Annotated in this window: 18 protein-coding genes and 1 rRNA gene; 4 read left to right on the top strand and 15 right to left on the bottom strand. The window is 40.9% G+C overall.

All coding sequences use genetic code 11. The annotated features are described in order from the left end of the window. The 4 genes from QR40_RS26730 to QR40_RS26745 form a co-directional block, all read right to left on the bottom strand. A 16S ribosomal RNA gene (locus QR40_RS26730) occupies positions 1-620 on the bottom strand; the annotation flags it as partial. A 512-nt stretch (positions 621-1,132) separates the two neighbouring features. After that, positions 1,133-1,924 (bottom strand): CvpA family protein, encoded by a 792-nt coding sequence (locus QR40_RS26735; RefSeq protein WP_044297601.1) that lies wholly within the window; start codon positions 1,922-1,924, stop codon positions 1,133-1,135. Between the two features lie 11 nt (positions 1,925-1,935). Continuing rightward, a complete protein-coding gene (locus QR40_RS26740) occupies positions 1,936-3,201 on the bottom strand; it encodes a DUF5711 family protein (RefSeq protein ID WP_027295839.1) in 1,266 nt (421 codons plus the stop codon). A gap of 67 nt (positions 3,202-3,268) precedes the next feature. Continuing rightward, positions 3,269-4,675 (bottom strand): LysM peptidoglycan-binding domain-containing protein, encoded by a 1,407-nt coding sequence (locus QR40_RS26745; RefSeq protein WP_044297602.1) that lies wholly within the window; start codon positions 4,673-4,675, stop codon positions 3,269-3,271. Positions 4,676-4,923: 248 nt separating this feature from the next. Here QR40_RS26745 and yyaC point away from each other — a divergent pair, with 248 nt between their 5' ends. Continuing rightward, a complete protein-coding gene (gene yyaC / locus QR40_RS31145; protein ID WP_242849152.1) occupies positions 4,924-5,568 on the top strand; it encodes a spore protease YyaC in 645 nt (214 codons plus the stop codon). Here yyaC and QR40_RS26755 read toward each other — a convergent pair. From QR40_RS26755 to QR40_RS26780, 6 genes are all read right to left on the bottom strand, one after another. Beyond that, the gene (locus QR40_RS26755) at positions 5,460-6,107 is read right to left on the bottom strand and encodes an HDIG domain-containing metalloprotein (RefSeq protein ID WP_063837258.1); all 648 of its coding nucleotides are present in this window, start codon (positions 6,105-6,107) and stop codon (positions 5,460-5,462) included. The genes yyaC and QR40_RS26755 overlap by 109 nt on opposite strands. 237 nt (positions 6,108-6,344) lie before the next feature. Further along, entirely contained in the window at positions 6,345-7,283 is a 939-nt protein-coding gene (locus QR40_RS26760) for a transketolase family protein (protein WP_027295838.1), read from the bottom strand. Next, positions 7,271-8,110: a transketolase gene (locus QR40_RS26765; protein WP_027295837.1), complete on the bottom strand. Its 840-nt coding sequence runs from the start codon at positions 8,108-8,110 to the stop codon at positions 7,271-7,273. Before QR40_RS26765 ends, QR40_RS26760 begins: the two co-directional genes overlap by 13 nt. 266 nt (positions 8,111-8,376) lie before the next feature. Next, positions 8,377-9,030, bottom strand: coding sequence for a fructose-6-phosphate aldolase (gene fsa / locus QR40_RS26770; RefSeq protein WP_027295836.1), 654 nt, complete (start codon positions 9,028-9,030; stop codon positions 8,377-8,379). Between the two features lie 283 nt (positions 9,031-9,313). After that, a complete protein-coding gene (locus tag QR40_RS26775) occupies positions 9,314-10,402 on the bottom strand; it encodes a LacI family DNA-binding transcriptional regulator (RefSeq protein WP_027295835.1) in 1,089 nt (362 codons plus the stop codon). 68 nt (positions 10,403-10,470) lie between these two features. Continuing rightward, positions 10,471-11,040, bottom strand: coding sequence for a sugar O-acetyltransferase (locus QR40_RS26780; RefSeq protein WP_044297604.1), 570 nt, complete (start codon positions 11,038-11,040; stop codon positions 10,471-10,473). A 363-nt stretch (positions 11,041-11,403) separates the two neighbouring features. Here QR40_RS26780 and QR40_RS26785 point away from each other — a divergent pair, with 363 nt between their 5' ends. After that, entirely contained in the window at positions 11,404-12,117 is a 714-nt protein-coding gene (locus QR40_RS26785) for a response regulator transcription factor (protein WP_027295833.1), read from the top strand. Then, a complete protein-coding gene (locus tag QR40_RS30370) occupies positions 12,086-13,702 on the top strand; it encodes a sensor histidine kinase (protein ID WP_052431077.1) in 1,617 nt (538 codons plus the stop codon). Before QR40_RS26785 ends, QR40_RS30370 begins: the two co-directional genes overlap by 32 nt. A 96-nt stretch (positions 13,703-13,798) precedes the next feature. Here QR40_RS30370 and QR40_RS26795 read toward each other — a convergent pair whose 3' ends face one another. Then, complete coding sequence (locus tag QR40_RS26795; RefSeq protein WP_027295832.1) at positions 13,799-14,938, bottom strand: uroporphyrinogen decarboxylase family protein; 1,140 nt, start codon at positions 14,936-14,938, stop codon at positions 13,799-13,801. 12 nt (positions 14,939-14,950) lie between these two features. After that, positions 14,951-15,973: a uroporphyrinogen decarboxylase family protein gene (locus tag QR40_RS26800; RefSeq protein ID WP_044297605.1), complete on the bottom strand. Its 1,023-nt coding sequence runs from the start codon at positions 15,971-15,973 to the stop codon at positions 14,951-14,953. A gap of 155 nt (positions 15,974-16,128) precedes the next feature. Here QR40_RS26800 and QR40_RS30375 point away from each other — a divergent pair, with 155 nt between their 5' ends. Then, positions 16,129-17,037 carry an AraC family transcriptional regulator gene (locus tag QR40_RS30375; protein ID WP_052431078.1) on the top strand — a complete coding sequence of 303 codons (909 nt, stop codon included), beginning with the start codon at positions 16,129-16,131 and terminating at the stop codon, positions 17,035-17,037. On the opposite strand, the gene QR40_RS26810 is transcribed toward QR40_RS30375, so the two are convergent. The 3 genes from QR40_RS26810 to QR40_RS26820 all read right to left on the bottom strand — a co-directional run bounded on the left by QR40_RS26810 (position 17,034) and on the right by QR40_RS26820 (position 20,219). After that, positions 17,034-17,870 carry a carbohydrate ABC transporter permease gene (locus QR40_RS26810; protein WP_052377953.1) on the bottom strand — a complete coding sequence of 279 codons (837 nt, stop codon included), beginning with the start codon at positions 17,868-17,870 and terminating at the stop codon, positions 17,034-17,036. The two genes, QR40_RS30375 and QR40_RS26810, sit on opposite strands and share 4 nt — an antisense overlap. 9 nt (positions 17,871-17,879) lie before the next feature. After that, positions 17,880-18,806 carry a carbohydrate ABC transporter permease gene (locus tag QR40_RS26815; protein WP_152614299.1) on the bottom strand — a complete coding sequence of 309 codons (927 nt, stop codon included), beginning with the start codon at positions 18,804-18,806 and terminating at the stop codon, positions 17,880-17,882. A 75-nt stretch (positions 18,807-18,881) separates the two neighbouring features. Further along, positions 18,882-20,219: an ABC transporter substrate-binding protein gene (locus QR40_RS26820; protein ID WP_044297607.1), complete on the bottom strand. Its 1,338-nt coding sequence runs from the start codon at positions 20,217-20,219 to the stop codon at positions 18,882-18,884. Between the last annotated feature and the right edge of the window lie 208 nt (positions 20,220-20,427).

Consider the following 20,427-nt stretch of genomic DNA (forward strand, 5'->3'; position numbering starts at 1 on the left):
GTCCAGGGGTTGAGCCCCTGCCTTTCACACCAGACTTGCCATGCCGTCTACGCTCCCTTTACACCCAGTAAATCCGGATAACGCTTGCCCCCTACGTATTACCGCGGCTGCTGGCACGTAGTTAGCCGGGGCTTCTTAGTCAGGTACCGTCATTTTCTTCCCTGCTGATAGAAGTTTACATACCGAAATACTTCTTCCTTCACGCGGCGTCGCTGCATCAGGGTTTCCCCCATTGTGCAATATTCCCCACTGCTGCCTCCCGTAGGAGTTTGGGCCGTGTCTCAGTCCCAATGTGGCCGTTCACCCTCTCAGGCCGGCTACTGATCGTCGCCTTGGTAAGCCGTTACCTTACCAACTAGCTAATCAGACGCGGGTCCATCTCATACCACCGGAGTTTTTCACACTGTGCCATGCAGCACCGTGCGCTTATGCGGTATTAGCAGACATTTCTGTCTGTTATCCCCCTGTATGAGGCAGGTCACCCACGCGTTACTCACCCGTCCGCCGCTCAGTCATAAAAATTTCATTCCGAAGAAATCTGTTTTTATGCTTCGCTCGACTTGCATGTGTTAAGCACGCCGCCAGCGTTCATCCTGAGCCAGGATCAAACTCTCAAATAAAGTTTTGATCTTAGTTCAAAAATCAACTACTAGCTAATTTTATCCCTTTATTACTGTTTTAAGGTTGTATCATTTCTGATACGGTTCTTAATTTTGAAATCTCTTTTAATAGAATCTTTCAAGGTTGTTTCACTGTTCAATTATCAAGGTTCTGCTTGCTTTTCTTTGCTGTTGTACTCTTTAGCGCAACTTCTATATCTTATCACATTGCCAAGTGTTTGTCAACAACTTTTTTAATTTTTATTTTTCTCAATCTTTCGATTGAGCTGTGCTGTTTTTTAACAGCTTTGATATATTACCATTTTTGTCAAAAGATGTCAATACCTTTTTCAAAACTTTTTAAATATTTTTTTCAAGGCTTCCTCTGACACAAAACAATCCACCGCAATCACTTGCAGTGGACTGTTATAATATCATTTTTCAAAAAAACTGTCAAGATAAATCTCCCATTTTTTTAATTATTTTTTTAAGCTTTATTCTTTCCACTCAAATTGCTGCTGCATGTACTTTTCTTAGGTAAAATAAGACATGGCATCTGTCAATAATTTAAGGAATATATTGTTGTCGTATATGAGGCTTAATATCTTACTGTTGTGTATCATAAGCATAAGTTCTCTTCCCAGATCGACACTGCTGAATACGGTAATGATTAAAAATGCGATCCAAACAAACACCAGCCCCTGTACCAAACCTAAAACCAATCCCAGGATTTGATTTATCCCATGAAGAATCGGAAGATTTGCAATTACATCCAGAGTCATAACCGTAATCCATAAAAAGCTTACTACTAACAGGAAGGTTGCAACAAAAGAAATGATGTTCAATATAAGTGTAGCCATATAACTGGGTATATACTCCTCAAAACTTTGCACCGCCAGCTTTTCGTATCCTGTCTTATTGTTATTGCTTTCCAACATTTTTTGGATTGCACCGGGAAGTTTTAGGTCTTCAATCAGCTTTGCCTGTTCCAGCATTGAAATACTATTGCTGCTTTTCTGGCTTTCGGAATTCTGGCCCTCACCACTCTCCGTATCCCGGGTATCCCGGATATCCTGGATATCTTTGGTATCTTTATTCTGTTTATTAGTAACACCAAAGGCTGACTGGCATTTTTCTTCAATCATGCTGTATAAAGGGGTCTGTGTTTTTAGAAACTCCGTTACGTATGGAGTTGCTATGGAAACCAAAACAATTGATACAATTAATGAAACCATTGATACAAAAGTCTTAATAAATCCCTTTCTAAATCCATTTAATATAAAGAATAATAGCACTAACAGCACTATAATTGTAAGTAAATTCATGATGTTTTCTCCTATTTAAGCCTTATCTGATCTGTGCTGTTCTGTGTAATCATCGTGTATTTCCGAAATCCCTTGGCACTCATAACATTTATAACAGGCTTGCTATAGCTGCCGGAAAATTTTTCTTTTCCACCAGTGCTATATATCGCAAACTTACCTTCATTAAACATAATGATCTCATCGCCGTCAATCTTTATCTCCTTATAATCCAGATCGAAATATTTCTGCATTGTCTTTCTGCCGCTCAGATTATAGAGACGCATCAGATACTTATGTTCCGGGTCATCGCTTCCTACCACTACCCCAATACTATTATCACTGTAAAAGATGCTGATAATCTCTTCTTCCAGATCTACCCTGGCACTTTCCTGGGGCACCTGATTCCCTTTGAAAATTGTGAACCCGTCATTTCGAAAAGCTACTGAAGCAGAATCATTCATAAATAACGTTTTGGGAACTATCGTATTATCATAAGTTACACTGCTCACTTCATTATTAATCTGGGTCTGCCCTACAGAATCAAAATTATAGAATGCTATCTTGGTACTCATCTTTTCTTTTGCCACATTCAGATAGGATACCATCATCTTTAATCCATCCGGTGATAACGCAACATCCATTGGATATCCAAAGTCATTTACCGTAGTACGGTTTTCTGCAATTGGATTTCCTTTGGTATCATAAAAATTGATCCAGGTTGTGTCTCCTTCTTCCAGCACTGCTGCCACTACACCTTGCTCTGCAACTTTAACTTTTAAAATCGGAAGTGATGTCTGAAATGATCCGATTTGCCCATTCTCATCAAAAATATAGATCTGGGTACCCTTTTGGTCACCTACTACAGCTGTTGTTCCGCAAATATCAATTATAGGGCTCTGCATACTGAATGTTGCACTGAATAACACTTCGTTTCCGGGACTGACACAACTCACTCCATCGGGGCTGTATTTCAGCAGATTGCCGCCTAACTGCGCATATTGTGTCGCAGTTATGTCAGATCGTTTCTCGCTGCTCAGTGTGGTATAATGGTGGAATACTCTGACATAGTTATATATAGAATACCCAATTATCAGAATGGCTATTACTCCGATTATGATTCCCCAACGGGAAAAAATTAATTTTTTATGTTTCTTAATTTTAGTTGTTAAATCCAGCATTTCATCACTTTGCGTTTGAAGCTGCTTTTTTTCCAGCCTCTTATCCTTTATTTTTTGCCATTTTTCCCTGATCTTAATAAACTTAAACTTGTCCTTAAAAAAGTCTTTTATCTTTCCCATCTGTACTCTCTTTCGTATCTCCAAGTGTTATTTTGATTTATCGTTTGAAACAGTATAACATATTTTTTTATGGGAGTACAATTTTTTGTCCGGGTAAAATCGTATTTTTATCTGTAATTCCATTTAAGGAGCAGATATCTTCTACTTTATCAAGCGTTCCATAATACATTTCACTTATGGTTGCCAGAGTGTCGCCTACCTTTACTACATAAGAAGCTCGTCCCAATGTCTCTCTTGCCGGCTGCTTTGCGGGGTCTGCCTGTCCCTGCGCTTCCGGCTCTTCTGACTGGCTTGTCTTATCCTGCTGGTCTGCCTGATTTGCCTGGCTGTTCTGGCCCGCATTGCTTTCCTGACTCTCAGATACTGCCGCATTGGACTCCTTGGAAGCCTCCGTACTATTTGCTGCATCCGATTTTGACTGCCCGTTAGCTTCTGATACCTCTGTTTCTTTGTTTCCCTTTGCTCCATTGGCTTCTTCCGTAGCCGGCTGTGGTTCTGTTTCCTTAATGCTGCCTTCTTTATTTTTATCAATTGCTGCATTTTTTTCAGAAACACTTTGTTCTTTATCTGTCTTTGTCTGAGCAGGTGCCATTGCAGATACGGAATCATCAGCGCCTTCTGCCGCAGCGTCTTTGCCTCCCATGGATTCAGAAATCCCGGCAAGTGCCATCTCCATGTCTTTCATTTTATCATAATTATTAATCAGCGTAACACCTATTATAAGAACGGTAAGCACAAGAAAAGAGCTGGCTGCATACAAAAGCTTTGTAGTAATTGGCTGCTTGTCCGACTCTTTCTTTTCTTGTTTTTCTTTTTTCTCTTTTTTCTCTTCCGCTATTTTCTTTCGGAAGCTTTGTACTGCATCATCTTTTACCTCTGTCTCTTCTTCTACTGAACGATCCTTGTTCATAGCCACCATGTACTCCTGCATCATGATGTTTTTTTCATAATAAATATAGTAACCGCCCTGAGCCACGAGCCTGCCGCTTTCAACTGCAAATACCGCTGATTCATTCTCTGTAAAATCTCTCAGTATAAGTACCTGGTCTTCTCCGGGGAACTGGCTTTCATGTATCCGCTGCATCTCTTCCGTTGCGATCAGCGTGGATTCTTCCTCTCCCAGATACCAGCCGACGATTTCCCTGCCGTCAAAGTACTCCATCATCTGCTGCTGGACTTTGTCCCACATTTCTTCCCCGAAATCTAATTCGTCTACCGCCAGTGCTCCATTTATAAATATATAACGGTTCTTACCTGCCCTTTGTACTTCCCCAAGAAGAATTGCCGCTGCCCGCTGCGTCCCTTCTTTTCTATCGTTTGCTAACTGATGCATGTAAGTTACCGCGTAATCCTCAATGTAAATTTTCCTGTCTTGTCCGCCTTCTCCGATCTGCCTGATATTTTTTGGCAGTGCTACCTGTGCTTCTCCATCTTTATCCCCTTTGTGTTCCCCTTTGTAAATGACTTCTATCATACCCCTGTTCACTCCTTTATTGGTTCCATGATATTACAGAGATTATCATATTTTGAATGCAGATTTTATCAATTCGTGGTAAGGAATTCCAGAGATTTCCGACATAATATGAATTTTGGCGGCATGGTTTTTTATATTTATTTAATTAATCTCGAAATACGGTATCACATTGAGTGAATAATTTAAAAAGAATGAGGATAAACTTTAGAAAAGCATCAGAAAGGGTAAAGAACATGCATTCCGACTCATTGAAAAAAACACAATATATTAACTCAAAAGAAAAAAATGCCCCGATTGTTTTAGGCGAGCATTTACTGGATTTTTTACAAAGCCCCGATTTTAGCCAGGCTCCCCCCGTATTTGTCTGCATCGGAAGCGACCGTGTAACCGGTGACAGCCTGGGTCCTCTAATCGGAAGCCGATTAAAAAAACAATTAGGACGTCATTTTCCGGTATACGGAACTTTAGATTCGCCAATCCACGCCCTCAATCTGGATGAGGCTATACAAAATATAAAAAAGCGCCACAGCAACAATACAATCATCGCTATAGACGCTTCTCTGGGCACGAAACGGCATCAGGGATACATTTCCATTGGTAAAGGCAGCCTGCTTCCGGGAGCCGGTGTAGAAAAGAAATTAAATGCCGTAGGAGATGTATTCATTACCGGAATCATTAATACTGCAGGACGCTTCGCTCATCTGGCTCTGCAGACAACCAGGCTCTCTACTGTAATGCACCTGGCGGACTGCATGATCGACGGCATTCTGCTTGCCTGCCGTTATTATGCCCTGGATACAGACTCTCTGGAAGCTCTGTGGGATTTTGAAGACTTATACTCCCCTATGACTGCCCTGGCTCCCACTACAGGTGCTACCTTAGACGCTAACTGATACATGGTACGATAACCAAAAGGTAGTTTGATCCTCTTGGGCATTATCTTCCCGGAGTAGTGGTCGGTGATCTCGCATGCTCCGCAATATTTATCTGTAAGGCAGATAATATAAGATTCAAAATACTTTGGCGGTATGATGGTTAGCGGCCACATATGCTTTAAAATGATGTCTTTCTCCATATCATTCAGGTCAAAGTATTTTTCTGCCCTTCTCAAAGCCACTTTGGGATGCGTAAGCCCGTGGAAACGGTCGCCGGTTTTTGCTGCATGTTCTCTCCAGTCATATAGAAACAGATCATGCAGCATACCTGCCCGTGCTGCCGCTTTGGCATCCAGTCCCAGTACTTTACATATCTGATAATTATAATAAGCCACATTCATGCAATGCTGATAACAATTTGTATCACAATGATGCGGAAATTTCTTCATCAGCAGAACCACCGGATGTTCCATAATATCCCTGATACACTCGTAAAATTCCTGATTCATATCATTACGGTGGCTTCTTGCTCTCCTGGCTCTTGCATCACGTGTCATAATATCCCTTCTTTCTAAACAATAATTTTCTTTCATTTATTATACCCAAAAGGACGTTTAAATACCAGAGTGTGTTTGAATTTACCTTTATAAAGATGTGGTAATGGCACATTCAGATCCCAAAGCGGCACGTGCTGATGGCGAAACACCTCTTCTGCAGACAAAAAAATATGCCATACGGCAGCCGGATTCCATACTAATGTACAAAATCTGACTTCCATATGACATTATGATTGATTAAACAAAAGATTTAATTTTTGTATAAATTCCTTCTGCATCAAGGCCGTATTTATGCAGTAACGCTACAGCCGGACCTGATTCACCAAAGACATCGTTTACACCGATTTTCATAACCTTTGTTGGAGCATTTTCACTTAAGCAGTCACATACTGCACTGCCAAGTCCGCCGATCACAGAATGCTCTTCCACTGTCACTACTTTACCGGTTTCTTTTGCAGCTGCAATGATTAATTCTTCATCCAACGGTTTGATTGTATGGATATTAATCACTTTTGCCTCTATGCCGTCTGCTGCCAGTTTTTCTGCTGCCTCCAGACATGCCGATACCGGAAGTCCGCTTGCTACGATAGTAAGGTCTTTGCCTTCTCTTAAGACAACACCTTTTCCTAATTCAAATTTATATTCTGGTTTATCATTGATTACCGGAACGGCTAAACGGCCAAAACGTAAATATACCGGTCCATCGTATGTGGCTGCTGCAGCAACTGCTGCTCTTGCTTCTACATCATCGGAAGGATTGATTACGACCATTCCCGGAATTGTTCTCATTAACGCAATATCTTCGTTGCACTGGTGAGTTGCTCCATCTTCTCCAACGGAGATACCAGCGTGTGTTGCACCGATTTTTACATTTAAATGGGGATACCCAATGGAATTACGAACCTGTTCAAATGCGCGTCCTGCTGCGAACATTGCAAAAGAACTCATAAACGGTATTTTACCTGTTGCAGCAAGTCCTGCTGCGATTCCAGCCATGTTGCATTCTGCAATACCACAGTCAATATGACGTTCTGGAAACGCCTTTTTGAAGATACCTGTTTTGGTAGCTGCTGCAAGGTCAGCGTCGAGTACTACGAGATTATCGTATGTTGCTCCTAATTCTGCCAGAGCATTTCCATAGCTGTCTCTGGTTGCAATTTTCTTTACTTCTGACATAATGCTTCACCTGCCTTTTCTAAATCTGACATAGCCACTGCATACTGCTCATCGTTCGGAGCAGTTCCATGCCAGGCTACTGAATTTTCCATGAAGGAAACTCCCTTGCCTTTTACTGTCTTCATAACAATCGCCGTTGGCATTCCCTTTACTGTTTTTGCTTCATCGAATGCTGCTTTTAACTGATCGAAATCATTTCCGTTGGCAACATTGATTACATGGAAATTGAATGCTTCAAACTTTTTGTCAATGGGATAAGGAGAACAAACATCTGCAACATTTCCATCGATCTGCAGTCCGTTGTTATCTACGATTACAACCAGATTATCTAACTTTCTGGCACCTGCGAACATAGATGCTTCCCATACCTGTCCTTCCTGGATCTCACCATCACCAAGCAGGGTATATACACGGTAGTCTTCCTTACTTAATTTTGCAGAAAGAGCCATTCCAACTGCTGCGGAGATTCCCTGTCCCAAAGATCCGCTGGACATATCTACACCCGGAATATGTTTCATATCCGGATGCCCCTGTAAATAGGAACCAAGATGACGCAATGTTTTTAAGTCTTCTACTGGAAAATATCCTCTGTTTGCCAAAGTGGAATAGAGTCCCGGAGCGGTATGTCCTTTTGATAATACAAAACGGTCTCTGTCTGCTTTCTTTGGATCCTTCGGATCAATATTCATTTCTTCAAAATATAAATAAGTAAACACATCTGCTGCTGATAAAGATCCGCCCGGATGTCCTGCTTTAGCGCTATGCACTGCAGTTACGATCCCTTTACGGACTTCATTGGCAGTTTTCTGAAGCTCTAATTTGTTCATATAATCCTCCTGAAATTTATTCCTGCGAGCAAAGAGCCAGGCGGACATAACTGTATGTCCATCTGGCGCTGCTGCGAAGGTCAATACCCCACAGCCTGCTGCGCTGCTAATTTGAGCCCCGCCAGTTTAAGCGGGGTATTGGACCGGATAGTCACATTATAACCTTAATATATACAATATGTAAAGTACTTAATTTGATACGAATCTCCTCCCGGATGTCCGCTTTTAAATACTTCAGAACGGTTCCATATATCAGTGACCTTCTATTATTCTCCGAATACTGCTTTGTAATCTGCCTGGAATTTTTCAATACCTGCATCTGTTAACGGATGTTTTGTCATCTGTTCAATAACAGAGTAAGGAACTGTTGCAATGTCTGCACCGGCTAAAGCACAGTCAGTTACATGAATCGGGTTACGAACGCTTGCTGCGATAATTTCAGTGTCAATTCCTGCTACTGCAAACATCTCAGCAATTTCAGAGATTAGGTCAACACCTCTTACTGAGATATCATCCAGACGTCCAAGGAAAGGTGATACATAAGATGCTCCTGCTCTTGCTGCCAGTAATGCCTGGTTAGCTGAGAAGATCAATGTTACATTTGTCTTGATTCCTTCACTTGCTAAAACCTTTGTAGCTTTTAATCCTTCTACAGTCATTGGGATTTTAACTACCATATTTGGATGGATTTTCGCAATTTCTCTTCCTTCTGCGATCATTCCTTCTGCATCTGTTGTAGTAGCTTTTACTTCTCCGCTGATCGGTCCGTCTACGATGGATGTGATTTCTTTGATTACTTCAACAAAATCTCTTCCCTCTTTTGCGATCAGGGATGGGTTTGTAGTAACACCACAGATAACGCCCATATCATTTGCTTTTTTAATGTCCTCTACCTTTGCTGTGTCGATGAAAAATTTCATTTTGTTTCCTCCTTTGGAATGTGTGGTTATGAGATTTATTTTTATGAATCACTGTTTGGATTCATTTTTTCTTTGTTATTAACAGTATAGCATATGTTTTTAAATGTTCAATAGGTCCAGAATTTTATTAATTATTTTATCTATTAATAATTATATTTTTATTAATAGAAATATCATGCTTTTTCTGAGATTTACAGTTGTTCTTGGGTTTTTTGGAGTATTTTTGCAGCTATTCTTCATTTTTATTAATAATAATTTTTAAAAAAGTATTTAATTTATTTTTTTAATTCCTGGCATAGGAGGTTGTTCCCCGAACAATCAATCTGGGTTCGTACTCTACGTGATAAATACTGGTTGGCTGCAGTTCCAGGGCATCCAGGCTGTTTTTGGAATGAATTTTCCGAATAATAATATCGCAGGCATCTCTTCCCTTCAAAGGCACAAAATGTTCAATTGTAGTAAGGGACATCCGCTTCATTTTCGAAAAAAGTATGTTATCGCAGCCAATCACGGATACATCCCCCGGGACCTTTAGCTTGGCTTCATATAATGCGTCCATAATGCCAAAGGCAATCATATCATTCAGTCCTGCAATAGCCGTCAGGTCATCATGCTCTTTTAGCAGCTCCTTAGTCAGGTCGTAGCCCATCTTGTATTCCGAATCAATACTGGGCATGACGGTATCCATGTCCTCATCGGCTGATTTCACATATACCGTATCCCCAAATCCTGCTGCCCGAAACTCTTTTACAAATCCCTCTACACGCTTAAACCGCTGCCTCTGCCGGTCTGTCAGCGGAGGGGACACGAATGCCGCTCTCTGATGACCAAGTTCCAGCAGATGTTTTGCCATCAGCCTGCCTGGTTTCGAATTGTTCAGTTCTACAGCATCTACTTCCATGATATCTTCCCGGTTATTAATTACCACAAACGGAATATGTTCCGCTAATTCCTTTACCTGTTCCATAAAACAGGTACTTGGATTGCTGGTATAGATAATTCCAAGAGGCTGTACGCTATCCATCATTTTTAAATAATATTCTTCCATTTTCAGATCTCTCTGGGTATTGCAAACAAATACCGCGTAACCCTCTTCTTTGGCAACCCCTTCAATTCCCTGCAACAGCATTACATAATAGGGATTGGTCAGCGTCGGGCAGAACACGGTAATGAGCTTCCTGGCTTTATTATCTTTTCTTACTCTGCGCTTTGGAATATCATACCCCAGCTCACGGGCTGTGTTCTCCACTTTTTCAACTGTTTCTTTGGAAAAAGATACATTGTATTTCTTATTTAATATCATGGAAACAGTTGCCTGGGAAACCCCGGAAGCTTTTGCTACGTCTGATGAGGTTACTTTGTTCTTTTTCACTCTGGTTCCTTCTTTCTTTATATTTACAATACTGCTATAGAGCGTGAGTCCGGATGGAGTACCAGGTATTAATCAGCGATATCCTCATTTACTTTGCGGATTACCCTGCACGGATTGCCAACTGCCAGACTGTTTGGCGGAATGTCTTTCGTAACAACACTGCCTGCACCGATTACGCTGTTTGCACCAATCGTTACGCCAGGCAGCACCATCACCCCTGCGCAGATCCAGACGTTGTCACCGATATGAACCGGATGCGTGTATTCAAGACCTTGAATCCTCCGGGCTGCATCCATTGCATGTTCTTCTGTTATAATACATACATTGGGTGCAATAAATACGTTGTTTCCAATGGTAATCTTTCCGCTGTCCATGAGTTTGCAGTTGACGTTCAGGAAAAAATTATCGCCCACCGCAGTGTTATACCCATATGTACAGAAAAGCGGCTGCTCCACGACGCAGTTAGCACCGGTACTGCCAAGCAGTCCCTGTATGGCAGCCTGACGTGCTTCACGGTCAAGCGGGTGTATGTTGTTATAGTCATATAACTTTTTTACAGTCACGTCGCGGTCTGCCGCTAATTCAGGATCCCCCGGCTGGTATAGCATACCTGCATGTGATTTTTCTTTTTCTGTCATAAAAAACTTACTCCTTCATTATTATTGTCGTTTCTGCCCCAAGCATTGTTTTAGAATCGTTTAAATACACCGCATCCGGCTTGACTGCAGACGTAATCATTTACTTTGAAATCATTATACCAAACGAATGCAAAAAAGGCTACTTACTGCATGAATTTTATTTTGTAAGAAAAATTTCAGAAATAACACTTAAAAATGACGGTATTATGGGCTATAATAAATTTAATGAATTTTAAAACACGCTCTGGGAGGAAAGGTTGATAGAAAATTACGATTCAGAAAGGACGCCACGATGTGATTCTTTCAACCTGTTTGATTGTGGCAGTATTGCAGGCTTGCCTGCAATATGCAGTGGGAATAAATATGGAGTTTGGAAAAATACTGGTCGTGGATGACGACCGGGAAATTGTACGTGCAATTGCAAAGCTTTTAGAACTGGAGGGTTATCAGGTGCTTCGCGCCTATGATGGGATGGAGGCTCTGGATCTGGTTATGAGTAATGAAATCCATCTAATCCTGCTGGATGTGATGATGCCCCGCCTAAACGGCCTGTCGGCAATGATGAAAATCCGGGAGAGCAAAAACATACCGATTATCATTCTGTCTGCAAAAACGGAGGAGAGTGATAAAGTTCTCGGTTTATCTATGGGCGCTGATGACTATGTTTCCAAGCCCTTTAATACGGCTGAACTGATCGCAAGAGTAAAATCACAGCTTCGCCGGTATCTGGCACTTGGTACAATCGGTACAGGGGAACAGACAAATGATAATATCATCGCACTTGGGGATCTCGTTCTGGATAAGAACGGTAAAGAAATCCAGGTGAATGGCAGAAATGCAAAGCTCACTGCAACAGAATATAAGATACTGGAGCTTCTGATGAGCAATCCAGGCAGAGTTTTCTCTGCGGAAGAAATTTACAGCCGGGTATGGAACGAAGAAGCTTACTCGGTGGAGAACACGGTAATGGTGCATATCAGGCGCATTCGGGAAAAAATCGAAATTAATCCGAAGACGCCTCAATATTTAAAGGTGGTATGGGGAATTGGATATAAAATTGAAAAATTGCAACACTGACAAAGATTATAAATATGTATGGTTTGGTATTCTGACACTTGCATTGTCCGGAATCAGCGCGTCTTCAGCAGAACTTTCCTTATCAGACTCGGCTCCCGGTTTTTTAGTGTGGCTGGCTGTTTATGCCTGCGGCGCCGCAGCTGTCTTAGCTGTTATTGAATTGGTCCGGCGTTTAGGTGCAGATAGGGAAGATATGTTTATTGACTATTTTGATAACTGGAAATTAGAGACACCGATTATTCTTTTGCTGGTCTTCTACTTGTTTTATAAGGCATTTATTTTTCATGGATGGTTCTGGAATATTGTTGATAATGCCGGCAGCCTGGGTATGAGCTTTACTTTTCTGCTGACTTCCCTGAACCTGTTTTTACTTTCTATACCGTTTATGCTGGTAATCTCCGGCTTGATTCTGGTTTTCATCCGGCATATTAAAATTCTGGAATTGAGGAACAACAACCGTTACAAGACATTATTGCCAAAACTCAAAGAACGCTACCGGCAAAACAGATCTCTATATGAGCAGAATTATGATTTTCAGAAAAAACAATTCCGTCATACCGTAACCGGAGTGATCTCTATAATCATACTAATGATTACCATGCTTATATTTTTAGGGGCCTCTGATTTTATAATGTATACGGGAGGTCTGGGAGTTGCATTCATTTTCGTGTTATATATTTGCGGTTTTGTTGGTATTTTCCAATATATAGGGGGACAAAAGACGGTTGGACGTATGGGGAAAGTTCTGGATGCGGTAGAACTGATTGAATCCGGCGGCGCTTATCATCCTGATGGCACTTTAAAGAAAAATCCTGCATTTGAAAAAGCTTCCGTTCAGTTGGTCTCCATTCAGAAGCAGATGCAGAACAGCGCCACGGAACAGAAGAAAAGCGAGCGGATGAAGGTGGATCTGATAACCAATGTGTCTCACGACCTGAAAACTCCGCTGACATCGATTATCAGCTATATAGACTTACTGCAAAAGGAAGAAGGTCTCTCTGAAGAAGCAAATGATTATCTGAAGATTCTGGCACAGAAATCTGACCGGCTTAAAGATATGGTGCAGGACTTATTCGAAATTTCGAAAGCCACCAGCGGAACCATCGAACTGGAACTGGAATGCCTGAATATGAGAAAACTTCTGGAACAGACCCTGGGCGATATGGATGATCAGATCCAAAAATCCGGTCTGGTAATCAAGAAAAACTTCTGTAAAGAGGATGCCTATTTCCTGGGTGATGGAAAAAGAATGTACCGGGTTTACCAAAACCTGATTGAAAATGCACTGAAATATTCTCTTACCGGAACCAGGATCTACATTGACCTTACGGTAGAAAACACACGCGTAACAACGGTTATCAAAAATATTGCCGGATACGAAATGAACTTTACGGATGGCGATATCACCGAGCGTTTTGTACGCGGAGACAAGGAACGAAGTTCGGAAGGAAACGGGCTTGGTCTTTCCATCGCTAAGAGTTTTACGGAAATGTGTTACGGCAACCTGGATATTGATGTTGACGGTGATTTATTTAAGGTTACGGTTTCGTTCCCGGAAACGAATAAGGAATTAGGAGAACATTAAAAGGGCACAAGGTATTTGGAGTAAATTAAAAGAACAGCATGCACCGTTTGATTCAGGTCTGCTGTTCTTTTTCATTTTATGCTGTATTATGCCCGTTTAGGCTTTGGATAATGATATTTTCTGATTATATTCATCTACGATTCTGCCTACCAGGCGGATACGTTCGATATCGCCGGTTGAAGATAATTCATCGGATATCCCCAGTATCAGCTTTGGCGCAAACAACCGGATACATTCCTGAACCTGATCTGTTAATTCTTCCTCGGTAAACTCCTTGTCAAATAGGATAGCTGCGATACCATCTATCAGCCACAAATCATCACCCAGTGCTTCTTTCACTTCCTGTAATGTAACATCTCCCTGTGGTTTAGGCGTGATTGCTTCTATGCCATCTAATCCTGTCATTTTAGCGTATCTCAGAATATCTTTTGTATCACCGTCCCAATGGGAGTAGACAAACTTTCCCGCTTTATGAAGCAGCTTACACCTTTTTTGGTATGCGGGAAGTACATATTTTTCAAAATAATATGGTGGCAAAGTTTTACAATGAAGGTTATCCCCGAAATTGATCATCTCAATGGGTGATTGGTTGATAACCGCAATCATGCGCTCCTGGTTTTGTTCCAGTGCAAGAAAAAACCGTTCTACTGCTTCCGGGAAATCAGCCAGCGCATAGATTGCATTTTCCACCCCCATTAAGTCTATATACAGATACTGAATATTTACCCTGGGCATAAAAATAGCAGGAGCGCCAATTCTATTCCATTTTCCATAGATTTTATCAAATGTTTCCTGGTCCCATTCCCACTCCTGGTGGTTCACCACATAGCACATTACATCCAGATCTTCTTCCGTTTCTGCCCACCACTTTTTTGGAAAGCTTCCGGAATTTGAAGAGTTTGAGACCATAATACAATTGAGAATCCCCAACGGTGTTTCGATGATCTGCTCTGTTTCCATTTCTGATATTTTGTTTTCACTTCTTTTAATACTGCTGTCTTCCTTTATTTTAAAGCAGTCGTTATATTCATAAATCCTGTTGGAACATCCCAGTTCCCGGTAAATATCCGGAAGCTTGGCCCCCTTGAACCTGCCTGGCAGTTCTTCCTTTGCAAAATTTTTATCATCATACCAGCACCCGATTCTTGGCTGCCAGAGGATTCTTCCATTTGTCTGATTATGTATCACATCCAGTTGATACTGATAAAGATCCAGATTACAGTGGTCTGTCTGCATATAGAACCCCTCCTATTCCATTGCCTTGTTTAATCTGTCCCAGGTCTCAAAAACCGTATAAACATTCTGGGGATCAGCACCGGGTCCAAATTCACATTGTGCAATACATCCCCCATTTTTCCAAAGCTTCCGGTAAACCTGCTGAACTGCCTCTGTAACCTCTTCTTTGGTACCATCCGGTAAAATATGCTGACGGTCTATCTCCCCCCAAAACGTAATTTTTCCCCGGTATTTTTCCAGCTCATCCAGTCCAATGCAGAAAATCTGTGAATTGAAAGCGTCAAGCCCCAAATCTATCATTCTGGGATATATTTCTTTTGTGTTCCCGTCTGAATGCATAAAAGACTTTTTGCCATACTTTCTGGCTATTTCTATGTAATCTTTATACATTGGGCGAAATATCTTATCCCAGATCCTGGGATTGATTAATAAGTTATTCTGGCTTCCCCAATCATCCATAAACATGATTCCGTCAATCTCTGTCTGTGCCCATTTTTCTACCAGTCTGCAGTAAAAGTGATGCATTTTGGAAATAAACTCCGTCATCTTTTGGGGCGGATACATTAAATCCATATACAACTCTTCTGTGGTTCTTAAAAACTGGAGCTGCTCGAATGGGCGCGGACAACAGCCGCTCAGAACAAATTGATCTGTATTCCTGCAAAACCGGTTTACCGCTTCCTTATCAAAATCAAGCAATTCTTCCGGAATATGGACCCTATCGGCATCCAGCCAATCCTCATCCTTAATTAATGCTTCTTTTACTTCACCGATAATTCCCTGGTGGATATTAATAAATCTGCAGCCCCAGTCATCCACATATTCTCCCACTTCGCAGGAATTTCCCCTGGACTGCGTTGGCGTCTTTAAAATTGTGGGCGCCTCTACGATGTCATCCCGGTATTCCTTATGGATGCGTTCCACCATCTCCCGGTGATTCATATCTGCCCAGGGCAGATACCATAACTGTCTCGGAATCCTTCCATTTGTATTTCGAAACTCCAGGGTTGCATTTACTAACTCTCTTGATGTCATGTGATATCTCCTTTATTTTTAGCTCATTGCGTACTGACTGAAGCATTGATTTCTCCAGACAGTCATTACGCAGCCTTTATGTAATTATTGGATATTGCAAAAATGATTTCCATACCTTATATTAAGTCATAAGAAAACCCTTTATGGAGGTACCTATGACTGAATGCTTTGACGATGACTATATCTGGGAAAAGGATTTTAAGAAACTGAACAAACAGCATATTCAGATTCCATCTTTACACATGATCGCACGGGCTACGCTAAACCGGGCTTCTGCTCCCTTATCTGAACATTATCATAAAAACCGTTTAGAATTTGTAACCATAATTAACGGTCATCAGCAATATTCTGTCAACGGACATACCTATCATCTGTTCGGACAGGATGTATTCACTACCTTTCCTGATGAACCTCATGGTAATAACAATTCTCATCAGGCTGTTTGTGAATTCATCTGGTTTCAGATCGATATGACGAAATGCAGTAACTTTCTTGGCTTATCACCACCCCTGAGCGATATACTATATCAAAAGTTATCCTGCTACAAAAAGAGGACGAATAAGGTTGGCAATTCAGAACTTTTGCTGCTGATGCAGTCTTTTGACTACTTCTGCTCGGAAGATCCTGCCTGGAAACTTTTGGGTCACAGCCTGTTTCTTTCGTTCCTGACCAGACTCACCCTTACCGAAAACATTTCCCAGGATATTTCCTGTGATATTCAGAAAGCGATTGACTTCATTAAGGAAAATATAACCGAATACATCAACTTTTCATCCATCAGCGAAGTATGCAATCTGTCTGTTTCCAGATTAAAAACAAAGTTTAAGGAGCAGATGGGCATAACCCCCAGAGAGTATATCAACTCTCTTAAAGTGGAGTATGCAAAAAATATGCTGCTGGATGAGAACTATAATATTACAGATGTTGCTTTCGATCTGAATTTTTCCTCCAGTAATTATTTTTCTTCGGTCTTTAAACAGTTTACAGGTTTTACGCCTTCTCAGTACCGGGATCTGATCTCTCATGGTTCTGCTGCTGATGGCTCCTATCATGAGCCTGCTTAACCTTTTACCCCACCTGCCAGATTGTCCGTGAACATTTTTCTGGAACACAGGAATAATACTACTGCCGGAATAGAGATCAGAACCGCACCAGCCATAATGCCGCCCCAATCAGTTCCATGGGGTCCCTGAAATTTTGCCAGAGCCATAGAAACGGTGTATAACTTTTCGTTAGAAATAAATGATACTGCCACCAGATATTCCTGCCATATGGTGATAAATATAAATATCGCTGTAGATATTATTCCCGGCATCGCCAGGGGAAACACCACGTAGAACATAACCTTAAAATTAGAGCATCCATCAATACATGCCGCTTCTTCCAGTGAAACAGGTACATCATTAATATAATTAATCAGCAATACTACCGCGATAGGAAATGCTATTCCCAAATAGGTAATCCATAAGGATGAAAAAGTATTCAGCATTTTTAATTTACTCATGATCAGATACAACGGAATAATGTATGCAATCATCGGTATAAACTGCGTTAATAATATCGTTGAATTTAAGAACCGCTTTCCACGAAAATTTTTCCTTGCAAAGGCATATGACATTAATAATCCGGTCAGGATGCTGATGACTACCGTAATACAGGTGATAACGAGACTATTTGTTAAGCATTTCAACAAGTCAACTTTGATAAATGCATCCTGAAAATGTGCTATCGTAAAAGACTGTGGGATTAACGACAAACTACTGTTAAAAATTTCTTTGTCTGTTCGAAAGGCAGTAGAAACAATCCAATATAAGGGAAAAACTAAAAAAAGCAGCAGACCGATATATATGATATACTTCAACAGGAGATATCCTTTCTTTTTTTTCATTCCAACCATAAGCACCTCCTATAAGTCAGCGGATCTTTTTTTTAGCATCCCTGGAATTGTATTCATTGCTAATACAACTACCAGTAACACAAGTATCATCATAACAGCAAAAGCAGATGAATCCGAATAATCAAAGAATTTAAATGCTTTTCTCTGCAGCAAAACCGGCAGTGTTTCAGTAGCGCCTGCCGGTCCGCCTCCTGTCATAACATGTACTAAACCAAATGAATTAAATGTCCAGATAAAACACAATGTAAGAACAGAAGTAAACGCCGCTGCAATATGCGGCATCTCAATGGATTTAAATAAAACCCATCTGTTCGCTCCATCGATCACTGCCGCCTCCACCTGATCAGATGGAAGGGTACGAAGTTTTGCAAAAACGGTTATGGCTACTACGGGAAATCCCCGCCATATATTAGCAAAGGCAACCGCAAGCATGGCGTACACGCTGTTTGAGAATATATCTTCCCCCGCTGGAATGATATGTAATGTTTCCAGTAGATTATAATATGGTCCTGTCTGATAGTTTAAAAGCAATTTCCAGGTATATCCGGTAACAACCTCTGGTAAAATCCATGGAATCAGTAAAAAAACCTGTAATGCTCCTACTCCCTTCATAGTTCTGGAGTTTTGTAAAAATGCAGCAATTAAACCGAAGAAAGCAACAAAACTAATTACGATGGCCACATATATAAGGCTCTTGACCAATGCCCCCGCAAACTCATCTCCCTGGATAATATTGGTGTAATTTTCAATTCCAATAAGCGTAGTATCCGAATTCAGCAGGGAATAATCTGTAAAACTATAAAATATATTCTGCAAAAATGGCAGGAAAATAACCAGCAGAAGCAATAAGATACCTGGTATTATAAGTAAATAGGGAAACATTCCCCGGAATCTCTTAGATTTGAACAAAACTTCATACCCCTTTCCATCACCCACAATTTGTTATAGCCCCTATAAATATTTACCGGCCTCACGACTTTGCGTCGTCATAAACTGACGCAGTCATAAGTTTTATTTGTTTTTATCCAGGAGCTTTTGAACGCTGTCCTGCGCTTTACTGCAAGCCTCATCTACCGGTATCTTTCCATACAGAACATCGGTCCAATAGGAAAAGAAATCTTCTGACACTTCATTTAAATTAGGCACAGGTATTCCGGCAAGGTAAGCGGTTTCCAACTGATCTCTGAAAATATCATATTTTTTATCTGTATAAGGTGCCACTTTATATGCATCTTCCATTGTGGGCAGATCCGTTGCTGCCATACTTGCCATAGCTTCGGGAGTTGTAGTTATATACTTCATAAGGTTCCATGCTTCCCCTGCATTTTTCGAACCGCTTCCAATTGCCATCTGGAATCCGCCTGACGTAGATGCCTGCTCTTTTGTGCCGCTTGGAATTTTAATTAATTCATATGTGAAATCTACTTCCGGCATTAAGGAGTATTCCCAGGGGCCAAATACATACATTCCGATATTTCCGGTGGCAAAGGCTTTTCTTCCATCGTCCTCTGTCATAGTAAGGCAGTCTTTTGGCATATATTTTAGAAGTTCTACATTAAAATTCAGGAAATCTTTCATTTCCTGTGTGTCAATTTTTGCCACTGGATGTCCATCTTCTATTTCATACAGCCTACCCCCGTTACCCATTAAAAATACGCCTTGTTCATAGGTTGGAACGTATGAATTACGACACATGGAATTTACAAAACCAAAGTTTCCGTCTTTGGTCATAGCAGCTGCCGCTTCTAGCATTTCTTTCTGGGTTTCCGGATATTTCTGTCCATATTTTTCAAATAGTTCTTTATTAACCGCTAATACTCTTGTTCCCGTATTGATTGGTATTGCAAATAGCTGTCCATCAGATTTGCCCTGTTCCAGTAAAGAGGTAAATATGATATCCTCGTAATTGATTCCATCCGCCTTCACAAATTCATCTATGGGTTGTATAATATCTCCTTTTACATAAGCAAGGGTATCAACGTGATTAACGGTAATCAAATCGTAGTCATCATCCGCCTGATGGGCTGCAATTGCATTTTGATTCATTGCCACAAAGTCAGGCGCTTTTACCAGCTCCACATTCACATTGGGATTCTGTTCCAAGTATGGCGCTATGGCTGCTTCTACCGAATCAGCAGATGTTTCCTGTATTAAAATCCTTAGATTTACTTCTTCCGGTGATGCACTGTTCGTATTTTCCGGTGTTTCAATGTCTTCTGATTTCCCCTGATCTGTCCGGGCTGTATTTTGGGTACCTTTTGCTGTACCGTCCTCTCCCTGTGAGCCTCCGCAAGCGCACAGTCCGGTTGCCATTGTTAATGCCAGAACTACTGCTAATGTCTTTTTCATTTGTACCTTCCTCCATGATCTTAATTTATATTTCTCCGCATTTAACTTTTTTCTGTCAGCTATTTCTTGTTCCGCCCTCCTTTTATTGTTATTTTTTACTAATTAATTAATCTTTTCATCTCTGTTTATGATAATATTGTACACTTATCTATCCTACTTAGCATTTAAAATCGTACATAGTACTAATTCGAACATCACCCGGTCCAAT

The sequence above is a fragment of the Robinsoniella peoriensis genome (assembly GCF_000797495.1).
GTDB classification, from domain to species: Bacteria; Bacillota; Clostridia; order Lachnospirales; family Lachnospiraceae; genus Robinsoniella; species Robinsoniella peoriensis.